At 67.7% G+C, this 13,177-nt stretch carries 11 protein-coding genes and 1 pseudogene; 1 reads left to right on the plus strand and 11 read right to left on the minus strand.

Annotated elements, in window-relative coordinates; all coding sequences use genetic code 11:
- The first annotated feature begins 332 nt into the window (after positions 1-332).
- Positions 333-467 (plus strand): hypothetical protein, encoded by a 135-nt coding sequence (locus AB0927_RS40275; protein WP_281392946.1) that lies wholly within the window; start codon positions 333-335, stop codon positions 465-467.
- Between the two features lie 2,703 nt (positions 468-3,170).
- Here the strand turns inward: AB0927_RS40275 and AB0927_RS40280 are convergent.
- The 11 genes and pseudogenes from AB0927_RS40280 to AB0927_RS40330 form a co-directional block, all read right to left on the minus strand.
- Positions 3,171-3,731: pseudogene (locus tag AB0927_RS40280) on the minus strand (WbqC family protein); the annotation flags it as partial.
- A gap of 345 nt (positions 3,732-4,076) precedes the next feature.
- Complete coding sequence (locus AB0927_RS40285; RefSeq protein WP_366672834.1) at positions 4,077-4,523, minus strand: DUF6527 family protein; 447 nt, start codon at positions 4,521-4,523, stop codon at positions 4,077-4,079.
- Positions 4,520-5,683: a ThiF family adenylyltransferase gene (locus AB0927_RS40290; RefSeq protein ID WP_366672835.1), complete on the minus strand. Its 1,164-nt coding sequence runs from the start codon at positions 5,681-5,683 to the stop codon at positions 4,520-4,522. The genes AB0927_RS40285 and AB0927_RS40290 overlap by 4 nt, the downstream gene beginning before the upstream one ends.
- The gene (locus AB0927_RS40295; RefSeq protein ID WP_366672836.1) at positions 5,658-5,918 is read right to left on the minus strand and encodes a multiubiquitin domain-containing protein; all 261 of its coding nucleotides are present in this window, start codon (positions 5,916-5,918) and stop codon (positions 5,658-5,660) included. Before AB0927_RS40295 ends, AB0927_RS40290 begins: the two co-directional genes overlap by 26 nt.
- 106 nt (positions 5,919-6,024) lie before the next feature.
- Entirely contained in the window at positions 6,025-6,309 is a 285-nt protein-coding gene (locus AB0927_RS40300; RefSeq protein ID WP_366672837.1) for a DUF3892 domain-containing protein, read from the minus strand.
- Positions 6,310-6,465: 156 nt separating this feature from the next.
- Positions 6,466-7,491, minus strand: a complete 1,026-nt coding sequence (locus AB0927_RS40305; RefSeq protein ID WP_366672838.1) for a DUF955 domain-containing protein — start codon at positions 7,489-7,491, stop codon at positions 6,466-6,468.
- A gap of 23 nt (positions 7,492-7,514) precedes the next feature.
- Positions 7,515-8,420: a hypothetical protein gene (locus tag AB0927_RS40310; protein WP_366672839.1), complete on the minus strand. Its 906-nt coding sequence runs from the start codon at positions 8,418-8,420 to the stop codon at positions 7,515-7,517.
- 80 nt (positions 8,421-8,500) lie between these two features.
- Entirely contained in the window at positions 8,501-9,451 is a 951-nt protein-coding gene (locus tag AB0927_RS40315; RefSeq protein ID WP_366672840.1) for a hypothetical protein, read from the minus strand.
- Positions 9,452-9,715: 264 nt separating this feature from the next.
- Positions 9,716-10,912: a DUF3800 domain-containing protein gene (locus tag AB0927_RS40320; RefSeq protein WP_366672841.1), complete on the minus strand. Its 1,197-nt coding sequence runs from the start codon at positions 10,910-10,912 to the stop codon at positions 9,716-9,718.
- Positions 10,913-11,434: 522 nt separating this feature from the next.
- Complete coding sequence (locus tag AB0927_RS40325; RefSeq protein ID WP_366672842.1) at positions 11,435-11,725, minus strand: hypothetical protein; 291 nt, start codon at positions 11,723-11,725, stop codon at positions 11,435-11,437.
- 30 nt (positions 11,726-11,755) lie between these two features.
- Positions 11,756-12,481 (minus strand): hypothetical protein, encoded by a 726-nt coding sequence (locus AB0927_RS40330; RefSeq protein WP_366672843.1) that lies wholly within the window; start codon positions 12,479-12,481, stop codon positions 11,756-11,758.
- Between the last annotated feature and the right edge of the window lie 696 nt (positions 12,482-13,177).

Genomic DNA, 13,177 nt, shown 5'->3' on the forward strand with positions numbered 1-13,177 from the left:
GCATCTCCCGCCTGCACAACCTCGTCCTTGCCGGGTGACGCAGAAACCACCAGGTCACCCGGCACATCAAAGATCATTTACGGGACAGCCCTTAACCAAGATCACGGTCTCGGCGCCGAGACCGTAACCGGAACCACGCCGAGACTCGCCCGGAGCGCGAGCCAGGTATTACCGACGCCTCGGCGCCGCCGGACAGCTCTCACTATTAGCCGTGTCGCATGGGTGCCGCATTCAGGGAGCCGCTTTTCAGTAGGCGTGATTCTGCTACTGTCGAGACACCCCTCCAAGAATTCCGGTGGATTTCAGCTGGTCTACCGGGAGGAGGTGATTCGGTGTCCGGCAGGAACCCCGACGAGGGAACCAAGCCGGACCGGACCAAGCGGCAGTCAGCCGTCCAGATATGCATCCTGATCGCGCGCGCCAGCCAGGCCGCGTACTGGGTGTACAAGCTCTGGCAGCTGAACTAGCAGCAACGATGGGCCCGGCCGATGCCACGGCCGAGCCCATCTCAGGTCCGGAACCGGGGGCCCCACGATCTCGTGCGACAGAGGCGTGGGGCCCGACTCATTTGTGGACCGAGTGATCTGTCCGGCTTCCCGGAACTGGCGATCAGCTGCCAGCATACATCCCTTTTTCTATTTGCGGAACCCAATGAATTCCGGATCCCGATTCCCGAATCGGGAAACTGTCGAATCTCGGGGTCCTCCAATTCTCCGCGAATGTCGGCATTTCATTCTTTCGATTCGCCCCTGCCGTATGACTTCATTTCCTCATCCTGTGTGGTGTTTCGAGGGCACGGCCATCGGCTTCGGGGGCGTCCCCCTTCGTTTCGGAGGCGCGGCCGTCGACTTCGGGGGCGTCCCCGTTCGCTTCGGGAGCACGCTGCGGGGTTTCGAGGCCAGCCGGTCTCACGGGGCGGGTCTCGATCTCGCGGACGCAGGTCTCGGTCTCGCAGAGGTCTCGCGGGAGGTCTCGGCGTTCAACGACACAGGTCTCGTCTTCATCGCGACAAGATCGGCGTTCAGCGACACGGGGCCTGTGTTCAACGGCTGCTGTCGCGACGCGGACGGAGACGTCCGTGTCGACGGCGACGCCTTGTCCGCGGACAGTCCGCGCGGACGGGTCTGGATGTCCCCTCGGATACCCCGGATGTCCGACGGGTTGTCCGCCCCCTGTGACGCGGGCCCGCCGTGACGGCGGGCCGACGGACCGCAACGCGGACCGGGACGGTCTCCGGCGGACCGGAGTGGGGACCGGGTGGGGACGGACCGCAGCGCGGTCCGGGACGGACCGGGGACGGACCGGGCTGGGGATTGGGGACGGACCGGGGACGGATTGGGGGACCACGCTGGGGACGGCGCGGGGACCATCCCCACCCGGTCCCACGCTCACCGAGCGGGACCACGCTCGGTGAGCGTGAACGCCGTGAACTGGTGAGCGTGAACCGAGCTCACCGCACCGGTTCGCGCTCACCCCAGAACCGGTAATCAGGAAGCGGTAATCCGTAGCGGTACGGGTGCTCGTACGGCGCCTGTACGAGCACCGCGGCGTACGACCGGTACGGCCGTACCGTACGGCGCACGTACGGCCGTATCGGATGCAGTTGCGCGTGATCTGCGAAGTGCTTCCCGCCCAGGCGGGAACTGGGTTCTCCGCAGTTCGTCCGGCCCTTCGCCGGGGCCGTACGTACGCCGTACAGGCGCGGTACGTACGCCTCGGCAATGCACCCGTACGTGCGCTGTTGCACTGTCCGCGTGCGGTAGTACGGCGGCGATGCCGCCCGTACGGTGACTGGAACTACCGGTTTTGGGGTGAGCGTGCACCGCTGCGGTGAGCTCGGTTCACGGTCCCAGTTCACGGCGTTCACGCTCACTGATTCACGGCCTTCACGCTCGGTGAGCGTGAACGCGCTCAGGCGCTGGGGACCGAGCGGGGACGGTCCCCACCTGTTCCCCAGCCCGGTTCCCCACTCCGGTCCGTCCCCGGTCCGTCCCGGACCGCGCTGCGGTCCGTCCCCACCCGGTCCCCACTCCGGTCCGCCGGAGACCGTCCCGGTCCGCGTTGCGGTCCGTCGGCCCGCCGTCACGGCGGGCCCGCGTCACAGGGGGCGGACAACCCATCGGACATCCGGGGTATCCGAGGGGACATCCAGACCCGTCCGCGCGGACTGTCCGCGGACAAGGCGTCGCCGTCGACACGGACGTCTCCGTCCGCGTCGCGACAGCAGCCGTTGAACACAGGCCCCGTGTCGCTGAACGCCGATCTTGTCGCGATGAAGACGAGACCTGTGTCGTTGAACGCCGAGACCTCCCGCGAGACCGAGACCTGCGTCCGCGAGACCGAGACCCGCCCCGTGAGACCGGCTGGCCTCGAAACCCCGCAGCGTGCTCCCGAAGCGAACGGGGACGCCCCCGAAGCCGATGGCCGCGCCCTCGAAACACCACACAGGAATGCACGGTTGCGCGAGCCGGCATGGCGAGACACGAACGCGCAGAGTTGGGCGTCGGAATTCCCAACGAGATTGATCCCAGGTGCGGCTGGCCTGTTCCGCGGTGGAGTGTCCCACTGGGCGAGGTGCAGCCCAAGGCCCCGAGGCGCGGGCATTCGGAGGGACTCCCCTTGGTGCTCTCCTGGCGCCTGGGGCCGTGAGCAGACGCCGGAGTGTCGGCTGCCCACCCGGCAGGAACTCAGTGCGGGAGGAGCCTTCCCTGGCGATTCGTGCCAGCCGCTCGTCGCCCAACGGAGGGCACTCCGGCAGGGCTCCGCCACAGTCACGGACGGGGCAAAGCAGCTGAAGCCCTGGTGAGGAGGGGTGCGCGGTTCCACATCGGGCCGCCCCGCACCACGCCCAGCAGCCGCTTCGGACGCGCTGGAGGCGATGTGGTGTTCGTCACATGGGCGAGAGCTTCGTCGCGTCAGCCGCCGGGCTGGCGGCCACCACGCGGGAGGCCGACACGGCTCTGCGACTCCGCGTACGGCCCTAAGCGGAATCTCTGGGTGCCTGTTCTCCTGGGCGCCGCACCCGCGTGCGGGCTGCCTTGGCTCCCGGCCCGGAGCTAAGAAGGCATGTGACCTAGGCGCATCCCGTACGCGATGGTGCAGGACGGAGTCGTACGCGACTGGGGACGTTCAGTGGTACGTCCCCCTCCTTGAGGAGGGGGACGGCTGCGTCAGGCGGCGGGCTGTAGGACGGTGTGGACGGCGGCGAGGGCCTGGAGCCGGTCGGCCACGGCATCCGGGCCGAGAGCCGCAAGGGCCCACAGGGCACTGGGCTGGCGGCAGGAGGAGCAGATATTGATCAACGGCGGCCGCAACGGCGCCACGGCGATGTTCCGGGCGGCGAAGGGTGCGGGGTCGAGATAGGTCATGCCGCCGGTCCCGCACAGATACGCGCGGGCGCCGGTCGCGGCGGAGAGGTCCGCGAGCCGGACGGATCGGCCCGGCCGGGACGGGAGTTGGCTGCTGGTGAGGATTTGGCCCTTCCAGCCGAGCAGGTCCAGCAGGACGCGGGTGGAGATCTCGGCGACCGTCGCGGTCCGGCCGGTGATGAAGGCATCCAGCACCGGGCCCAGGGCCTTCGCGGGGGCGGGCCAGTGGGGGCTGGAGCCGTAGTGCTGCCGCAGCATCCCGGCGGTTCGGCGGCAGGCCAAGGCAGGGTCGTCGATCCGGGCGTCCCGGATGAGTGTGGGCCGCCCATTGGGGAGGTGGGTGGGGATGATGAGCCACTGCTGGCGGGCCGGGTCGTCAAGGTCGGCGAGACAGGCTCGGTGCCTCTACTACGAGAACCTCGTGCTGAAGAAGAAGGCGTCTCAGCAGGGACAGCGCAGGATCGCCGCCCTGCCTGCTTCGGGCCCCTGGCTGGAGTAACTCCATAGACACCGAAGCCGAGCACGGACGGGAGTCTGTTAGGACTTGCCCGGGCGATCTTGGGAGCCGTGGGCGGGCTCCCGCTGGCAGCTCCCAAAGAACCATTCTACGAACCCCTGCGGCAGCAACTCGACAAGGGCATCTCAACCACCGTCACGCCCATCCGCCCCCGCGGCCCCCATCAACGTCGCTAAGTGCGTTGTAGGGGTCTACTTGTCCGGCATTGCGGTGGGGGGCTCGCGCGTCAGTCTACGGACGGTGCCAGAACCGGAGACGGCGGCGGATCCCTCCCCGTCGTTTGGTTGAGGGTCTCTGGTGTCGTGGACGGCCAGCAGGCGACCGTCCCGGTTCCGGTTCTGGTCGATTTCCGCTGGCGAGTAGCGGCGGGCCCAGCGGACGCGGCCGTTACGGATCCAGTAGTGCGACTGGCACGGGAGGGACCAGTTGCCGATCGAGGGAGTGAGGGAGGTGCTCTCGCCGTCGTAGGTGAGGGACCACTGGGCCGGGGAGAGCGGTGTGACGACTTCGTACCCGCATCCGCAGCAGCACAGGTGGCCGCAGGTGCGGTACGGGATCGAGATGTAGAGCACTCCTGCGTCCATGGCCTGGGGGAAGGTCTCGGTGAAGACCGGGCGCAGGGTGTCTGTTGGGGTCACGGGAGGTCCTCGTTGGCGATCTCGTTGGTGATCAGTGAGTACGTGGTGTGGGCCTCGTCGGTGGCGTCGGCGTAGATGCCGAGGGAGCGTTTCCATCGGATGACGGCCAGGACGGCGTTGAGCGCGTTGAGGTCCGCGGTCTGGATGTTGCTTGCGTAGGCGTCGCGTTCGGGTGCTGGCCGGGGGATGCGCTCGCGGGGCGTGTCTCGGCGGCCGGGGAGGCTGGTGGTGATGCGGAGCAGTCCGCTGAGGCGGCCGTCGATCTCTTCGATGCCCATGCCGACGTCGATGAACGGCACGTCGTGGGTTTCGAGCCAGTCGATGATGGCCGGCTTGCTGACGGCGTCGTCAGAGGCGAGGAACACGAACGTCGCCCCGGTGAGGAGGTCGAGGTTGTCCTCGTCGAGGTACTGCGCGCAGGCGGTCACGCCCTGGTGCATGTTGGCGTAGATCGAGGCGAAGTGGGTCGCCTTGGGTGGGCGGGTGCGGAGGGTGTCGAGGGCGGGTGCGCCGGGTGCGCGGAAGGCGTTGTGGTTGTCGAAAGTGTCGCCGTCGATGAGGAGGATCGAGTCGACCTCGGTCTTGGCGACCTGGTCGAGGATGTAGCTGCCGCTGCCGCCGAGGCCGACGATCACGATCCGGTGGCCCCGAAAGCGGCGGTTGATAGCGGTGATGCCGGCGCGGGAGGTGGCGGTGTCGCGATAGGCGAAGGGGCTGTCGTCGTCGATCTCCTGCCACGCGGCGCCGGGGGTGGGCGTGGCTGAGGGGTCGAGGGCGTGGGCGTGGTCGGCGATGATCCGCGTGTACGCGGTGATCTTCGTGTACTGGTCGGGGTAGCCGCCCGGGGGCTTGCTGGAGAGCATGAAGTTCGCCTGCATGCCCTTGGCGATCACCCGGCTCTCGGGGGTGGCCAGGGGCAGGGGGTGGCCGTGCTCGGTGCAGGGCATGGAGCCGCCGAACCAGATGCGGTGGTCGGTGCCGGAGACGAAGCGGTCTCCGGCGACGGTGACGGGGTGGGCGAGGAAGCCATTGGCGACGGTGCGGTTCTCGGTGACGTACGGGATCCGGATGATGATGTGGCCGGCGGCGAGGGTGATGTCGTAGCCGTCGTCGAGGAGGCGGGCGAGGTCGGGGTCACGAGCGAGAAGTGCGGTAGACATCGAAGACCATCCCCTCCTTCATGTGGACGCTGTGGCCAGCGGTGAGGCTGCCCGTTCCGTGGCCGTCGTGTCCGCGGCTGTAGCGGACGGTGTAGGTGTCCTGGTCGTTCGGCGGCTGGCCGGGGTAGGCGAGGTCGACGACCTCCTCGTAGGTGATCTCCTTCGCCGCCCAGGTATGGGGGCGGGCGTTGACGATGATCGTGACGGGCTTGGGCCCGTGGTTGTCCTGGGACATGGGGTCCTCCTGGAGTGGGGAGCGCGTGTTCGGACTGGTGAGGCTGGGGGCGTCTGGCGCGCCGCCGTAGGAGCGGCGCGTTCGACGGCCGGTTGATGGTGGCGGGTCAGCGCCGGGGCAGGGCGAGGAGGTTGTTGGTCCACACGCCGTCGGCGTGGGTCCGCAGGTACTTCTCGCCCCGGGCGGGCGTCACGACGGCGACTTCCGTGCGGTGGCCGGCTGCGTCGCTGGTGTAGGCCTTGCCGGACTGGTTCTCGATCCAGTCGACGATCTGCGCCCGGGTGTTGTCACTGGTCTTGCCGGTCGCCTGCTCGGTCCACCACAGGTGGATGATGTGCTCGTGCGTGGTACCGCCGGCCGTCAGGCGTACCGCAGTGATCTGGATGGCCATCGTTGCTGTCCTGCTGTTCCTGCCGGCTACGTTTCCGACGGGTCCCCGCGGCCGGCGCCCGGGTTCCGTGAGCACCCTGGGTGGGGTGCTTCACCTGGAACGGACGACGTAACTCGCGGGTAGGAGACGCGTGTGGTTAACAGGGCCGACGGGGTGTCAGGAGCAGTCGAGGCAGCGGTCGCTGCCGGGGGCGAACATCGCGGGCGGGTGCACGATGAAGCAGCCGGGGCAGGAGCGGTCTGAGGTACGGGGCGGGCAGGCGCAGCGGCCACAGTCGGGGCACTCAGGAGTGCGGCAGCGCGGGCAAGCGGGTTCGAAGGAGCGGTAGTTCTCGTCGCAGTTCGCGCAGATGTAGTCGCGCGACCGGGGGCCTGTGTCGGCGGTGGGCGGGGTGAAGGCGCGCCAGGGGGCGGAGTCGGTGACGAGGACGGCGACGATGTAGCCGTCCATGGGGGCAGTATCGGTGTGCAGTTCGCGTCCGAGGATGCCGTCACGGTAGCGGACCTGGGTCCGTCCTTGTACGCGGCCGGCGCCGGCCAGGGCGCGGTCGATGACGGGGATGTCGCCTTGGAAGCTGCCGCGCCGCAGGGGCGGCAGACCGTGGGAGGCGGCGAAAGCGAGGCGTCCGACGGGGTCGAGGAGGAGGACGTGACCGGGGGCGGGGAGGTGCTGGGCTGCTCGTACGCAGACGGCCATGCGGGAGGCGTTGCTCGTCTCCCACAGGAGGGTGATCGCTGAGGCGGTGGGCCCTTTGGCGTCCAGGTGCTGGTCGACGAGGTGTGCGGGAAGCAGGATCTGGGCGGCGAACGCGTCGCAGGCGGCGTCTTCGAGGAGGATGCCGCGGTCGGCTTCCTTGCTGAAGGGCTCCATGAGGTCGAAGCTGTTCTTCTGCAGGTGGTGACCGAGTTCGTGCAGGGCGGTGAAGTCCCGCCGTGCCTGGCTGTTGGACGTGGCGACGGACAGGCGGGTTGGGGGGCCGTAGTCGTACGCGCCGGCGACGCTGCAGCCTTGGGCTGCCTCGTTCTCGGGGACGTCTTTGACGGTGAGCTCGGGCCAGGTCCGCAGTTCCGCGAGGGCGCCTTGTGCCAGGAGTTCGACGGCGCCGGGGCGGACCGTTTCGAGTTCTGTGATCATGGCGGCGGCCTGGGTGCGGGCGGCGCCGGCGAGCACGTAGTTGACCACTCGGGGGTACCCCCTCTTCTCTATTAGTCCAGGAGGAGTTCGAAGTAGCGGTCGGTACGTGCGGTCCAGTTCGGCTGGGTGCGGTTGTCGTCGCGTGCCGCGAGCGTGTAGACGCCATAGGCGGCGCGCAGACGGGCGGCGTGTTCGGTCTCGTCGTACTGGGCGGAGAGCTTCTTGACCTGGCTGCGCCGCAGAGGCCGGTTGAGTTCGTGGACGACGGCGGGTGGCAGGGCGGGGTTGGCGTCGAGGAAGCGGGCTGCGGGCTGGCCGAGGAGTGCGGCGAGCGTGGCGGCCTGTTCGGCGGTGAGGGGCTGCTGGCCCCGCCACAAGTCCAGCGCCAGAGGGGGTGGCAGTTTCAGTTCGGCCGCGAGCTGCTTGACGGTGATTCCGTGCTCGCCAAGGAGCTCGGAGAGACCTCCCGATCCTTGCGGGGCCCACCATGCGGAGCCGAGGACCTCAAAGTGGCCGGTGAGAACGGCGCGGTACTCGTCTGCCGCTGAGGACAAGACGGTACGGCTTCCCCACTGGGCTCCGGTCACTGTGTCTGCGAGCGCACGGGAGGTGAGGTTGTCGGGGCGGCTTGTCAGCTCGCTGACCTGCCGGTCCAGCACGCACCACGGCACGGTAGTCTCCAGGCCCCACCACAGGGCCAGCGGCTGCTCCAGGGTGGTCGCCTGCGCGGGCAGAAGCAGGGTGTCGGCGTCGGCGTACCGCTCGAATGAGGCCGGCACGACGCGCGCGGTGTCGTCGTCGCCGGCCGTGGTGATCAGCAGCAGCTGGATGGTGTCCTCCCACATCGCGCGCCAGATTTGGCCGGGGCGGGGGTCCTGGGGTGCTGCGGTGGCCACCCGGTGGACGGCGTCGGGTACTTTCAGACTCGCTGCGGCGGCTAGAAGCCTCTGGTAGGCAGTGGTGTGGACAGAGCTCATGCCGTCTCCCCCGTCTCCTCGGCTGTGGTCCATCAGCGCATTCTCTTCTCACTGGGTCCAGACGACGTAACTGGGGCTGTTCACGACGCAGCCTTGCTGCAGCGCCGCAACAGGGCAGCCATGACGACCTGGGGGTCACTGTCAGCGGAGAGGGCATCACGGAGCATTGTCTTGAGGTTGGACAGGACAAGCGCCGCATGGCCTTGCCGGATCTCCAGTAGTTGCGCCGCGTGGTGGGCGTCCTTGTCGAGGTAGGGAAGCAGCAGACGCTCGTTGGGTGAGAGACGCTGCCAGATGTCCTCGGCAACCCCTTCGACCCCGGTCGGGTCCGGTGCGGTGGTGGCTGCATGCTGCTCGACGATGGCGGCGACGGTCCCTTCGTCGGCGAACAGAGGGGTCATGCGGGCCGGTGCCAGAAGCTCGAACCGGGCCTCGAGGACCTTGGCGAGGTCTTCCTCCCGTACCGCTCCCTGTGCGCGCTGCAGCACGGACAGCAGGATGGCCATCAGGGCGTGCACGGTCTGCTGGGGTGTGGGGCCGGAGTGGTTCCAGCGGGTGATGCCGACGCCTTTTACCTGTGCGGCCTGGGCGATGAGATCGTCGAGATCTCCCTGCCATACGGCTCCTTCGGCGTGGTCGGCCAGTGCCCAGCGCGGCGGGGAACCCTTGAGCTTGCGGTAGGCCGCGTCCTCGCCCATCAGCCGGGCGATACGGCGCCGAAGCTTGCCTCGCGGTGTCTTCTTCGCCTCGTCGATGAGGAAGTTCTTGATCGACGTGAGAAACAGTCGTTCCAGAGAGGCTTCGTCGGCGGCCTGGGTGAAGCAGACGGTCACGAACCGTTGTCCCGCTCCTTCCTGGGACAACATCGCGCTAATCACGTCGTAAGCCGCGTCATCGCTCCACACCGTGTGCCCCTCCGGGGGCGGAAAACCGGTGCCACGGCGGGCTTGATGAACCAGCCTCCGCAGCAGTTCGAACGTGGCTGGCCCCAACCGGCCGGTCTGCAGCTCCTCGTACGCGCTTTCTGTCACGAGCCCCACCCCGATCCCTGCCCCCGCCGGACGTCTACGGCCGCAGGGTCTCACGCCTGCTTACACCAGCATCCACCTCCCTCGCATGCGACACGCGCATATTCCACTTGTCGTGCGGAAGGGCTCGCCGACTGCTGTCCGGGCACGGGGCATTAGCTCTCCGCGCGGCGGCAGGGGCAGCGGCAGCGACGGCACAGCACCTCGGGCGGGCAACGTCCGATCCGGTGCTCGAGCCGCAGGTGACTCTACGGCGGCGCACGGCGTTCAGCGGCGCTTCGCGCGGGCGGTGTCGACTCGCGCGAAATCGTCGGGCTTCTCATCCATGAGCAGACCGCCGGGATCGACTAGTGGCGCCACCATGGGGTGGAGGTCTTGTCCGGCGGGGTCGTCCTGGCCGTCGTGCCATCGCGCAACCGCCCGGCCGGCGCCTGCCACCAGGTCGGCGAGCTGGAGGGAGGGGTGGTCCACCGAACGGCCGCGGACCAGGCTCTGAAGGTGGCTCTGCTTGATCAGGCCTTGCACCAGACCCACGGCTGTCGCCCCACGTTCCAGGACGTCGAGTTTGTCGTCGGTCAGCAGCCGTTGGTCGTCCGCGAGGACCTGGAGCTTGCCGCCGTGTCGGATCGAGGCGTGGAGGATGACCGTCGACACGGCGGTGACGAGCGGATCGGTGGAGTCGTCGAGCAGCCCGAGCTCTCCGGTCGGAGTGGCCTTGGCCGGACGTTCACGGGCGAAGGCTTCGGCTTCGCGGCGGGTTTCTCGCAGCATCTCCAGGACCGCTGTCGCCTTCTTCGCCTGCGGGGCTTTACGGCGGCGGGCGTGGGCGTGGCACTGCTGGATGACGGTGAAGAGCTCGTCGACGGTGACATGGTCGCCCGTACGGTTCTTCTTGGAGAAGAAGCCCACGGCGGTGGCGATGAGTCGGTCGAAGCCGTCGCGGCCCATCGCCCGGGGGCCTTCGGCGGCCAGGTCCAGGGCGAATTGCCGGGCGACGCCGTTCATGACGATGTCGATGCCCATGGCGTTGAACCGCTCCTCCAGCAGGAGGTCGACAAGTTTGGCCGCGACGAAGTAGTGCTTGTCGATCACGTATACCGAGGCGCGGTCATGGAGCGGACCATCGGGTGCCAGCAGGTCGCCCAGGAGGTGACGGCGCCGGCCCGCACCCGGGCCGGCGAACATCTTCTGGAACTTCAGCTCTGTCGCGGACTTCTGGATCCCCGCCTCGACACGCAGGGTGTCCACGATGGTGGCAGCATCGGCGTCATCAATGGCCACCGAGCCCAGGATCATGTAGCGGTCGCCGCCGTGCAGCTGATCGCCGTGGTAGCCGGACTCGTCGATGGCGATCCACCGCCCGGCCCCGGCCCGGTTGGCGGTCGGTTCCAGACGGCTGCGACGACTGAAGTTCGCTCCGAGCAGTCCCGTCCCGGCGTTCGGCGCATGGTCACGTTCGATCATCCCGCCATCCTCGGCGCACGACGCCACGCCGACAAGCTGCCCGACCGCTCTACCCGACTCCCGTGCCTACTGCTGCGCTGCAGGCATCACGAGTATGCCGGTGAAGCCTCTTTCTCGTAGCCGGGCAGGGATGATGGTGCGTATCGCGGACGAGGGGTGCGCCGCGCAGTTGTAGCGTCGGTGTACTGGTCCATGGAGGACTGGACCGGGTGCGGGAGACATCCCGGATGCTCCGTGGCCCCGGCAGAGGGTGCGGCGCACCCGCTTCACCCTTCATGATCGTTCTTGATCCGCATCATGTGGTGCTCCACCCAGCCGGACAGCGCCGAAGGACCCACCGTGCCCTCCTCGCTCCGCCGCCGGGCAGACCGCCTCCGCGCCGCCGGCGAGATCCGTTCCCTTGCCTGCGCCGGCATCGTCGGCACGACGTCGACGCTCCCGATGCAGACCGCGGCTTGGGGCTCGGGTGCAGGCCGCATGCCGTGAGCTGCTCCTGTCGGCCTGCGGGAATTGCTGTGCGGGTCAGCGCTGCATGAACCGGATATCGGGGTACTGGCGTTCGTCGGCAGACCATGGAACGGCCCACGGCTGGTTGTCCCCGTCCCGCAGGAGGGTGCCGATGTTGCGTCCGTCATACAGTTCCTCGATGGGATGACCCATGACATGGGACAGAACCTGTGCGTAGTCGCCCACATCGAAGGGATCGAAGACGAACTTGGTGGACATGCCCTGGAGGGGCAGCGTAATGACATCGACGTGATTCTCACCTGCATACAGAAGGTGCTTGGGGACGCGGTTGAACAGGGTAGTCATGTATGCGGCCAGGGCAGCCACCTCACGGAACTACTGCGGGTGGAGCACGAGTTGTCGGACCGCCTCGAAAACTGGAACGGTCACAGCCTGGGCGAGCGCGCCCCAGTCCTGGAGCACGGCGACGACGACGGTCGCTCCGACTCTGATGGCGAGGAACGGGTAGTTGATGATGTCCACGTAGTCGAAGCGGTGGCGCGGGTCGGTGGGCTCCTGCGCCTGGAAAACGAACACGGAGGCCGGATGCTGATCCTTTTGCCAGCGTACGGCGCCGCGAGCCGCCTGCAACAGTAGGTGGTGCATGCGGAAGGTGGTCAGGAATTCGGGCGAGACGATGGAGCTGCCCCGCGGGTCACGCCGGTCAGCGAGGAGCGACAGTTCCCGGAACATGAGGCCGTAGTAGATCTTGCCCATCCACAAGAACAGGGTGGTGGCGTCCAGGGCCGCAACCGCTTCGGGGCCCTCGGCGAAGGCGTCGCCCACGGCTTGTTCGATGCGGGACAAGTGTTCGTTGTTGCAGGTGCTGCAGCAGGGAATTTTCATCTGCTTGTACGGCATCAGGGTGCCGTTGAGCAGTGTGATCTTCTCGTTCCACAGGTCGCACCGCCGCAGCAGCCACTGGGGGAAGACATGCTCGTCGGTCCGGCCTCTGGCAAGGTCGACCCCGCACAGGAAGCATCGGTCCTGGGTGAGCGCCTGGTCGCGGTCCCACTGGTAGAGAAACCCAGGTATCTCATTCTGATCGTCGGTCTCTGACACGGGCCGACCCTAGACCAGTTGGCGAGCCTTACGGGCAGGGCGGCGGCGCGACCGGCCGCGCCAGACGGTTCAAGGCTGCCGGACACGTCGTGACAAGTGCCTTGAATCCTTGGCGTCCGTCCTACAGATTCGTATCCGCGACCCGAAGCTCAAGGGGCGCATCGCTACAGCCCTGCTCGATGCCGACAGCAACGCCGCGTCGAGCGGCAAGCTCCCCGCTCATCGATCCTTGGCCGGCTGCGAGCGAGGAGGGAGCTGAAGGAGCTCAGGGGCTGAAGGGGCTAACTCTTCAGCATCCCTTCAGAACTCCGCGAAGACATCGACGGCCGGGCCTCCGTGAGAGGAGCTCGGCCGTCAACGCGTCCAGCGGCAGTCTGCCGGGCCAGCGGGACGGGCACGGTAATCCCGGCGGAGTCTCGCGGCACTGTTCCATAATGCCACGCCGGTAGCGTTCTGGAGTAGATTCGCTTCCTCGCACTTTTTGCTCTGGTTATTGGGAACAGCGGCGGCCGGTCAGCCGGTTGTCCTCAACAACCAGAGCAAAGAAGTGAGTGAACACTCAGACACTGATCATGTTTCTGCTTCTCGGCGCCTCGGTCTCACTAAGGGCTGTCCCGTAACTGCTGGTCACGGGTGAGATGATCTCGCTGTGTCTGGTGTGATCACGGCGTCGGAGCCCTCCTGGATAGCCCCGTT

This window comes from Streptomyces sp. NPDC048106 (assembly GCF_040706415.1).
Taxonomy (GTDB): Bacteria; Actinomycetota; Actinomycetes; order Streptomycetales; family Streptomycetaceae; genus Streptomyces.

Bases quoted from the DNA above. Each gene is read 5' to 3' on its own strand.
- AB0927_RS40295 (WP_366672836.1), bottom strand. From the start codon at position 5,918: ATGTCCCAGGACAACCACGGGCCCAAGCCCGTCACGATCATCGTCAAC.
- AB0927_RS40320 (WP_366672841.1), bottom strand. From the start codon at position 10,912: ATGATCGAACGTGACCATGCGCCGAACGCCGGGACGGGACTGCTCGGA.
- AB0927_RS40290 (WP_366672835.1), bottom strand. From the start codon at position 5,683: ATGTCTACCGCACTTCTCGCTCGTGACCCCGACCTCGCCCGCCTCCTC.
- AB0927_RS40325 (WP_366672842.1), bottom strand. From the start codon at position 11,725: ATGACTACCCTGTTCAACCGCGTCCCCAAGCACCTTCTGTATGCAGGT.
- AB0927_RS40300 (WP_366672837.1), bottom strand. From the start codon at position 6,309: ATGGCCATCCAGATCACTGCGGTACGCCTGACGGCCGGCGGTACCACG.
- AB0927_RS40310 (WP_366672839.1), bottom strand. From the start codon at position 8,420: ATGAGCTCTGTCCACACCACTGCCTACCAGAGGCTTCTAGCCGCCGCA.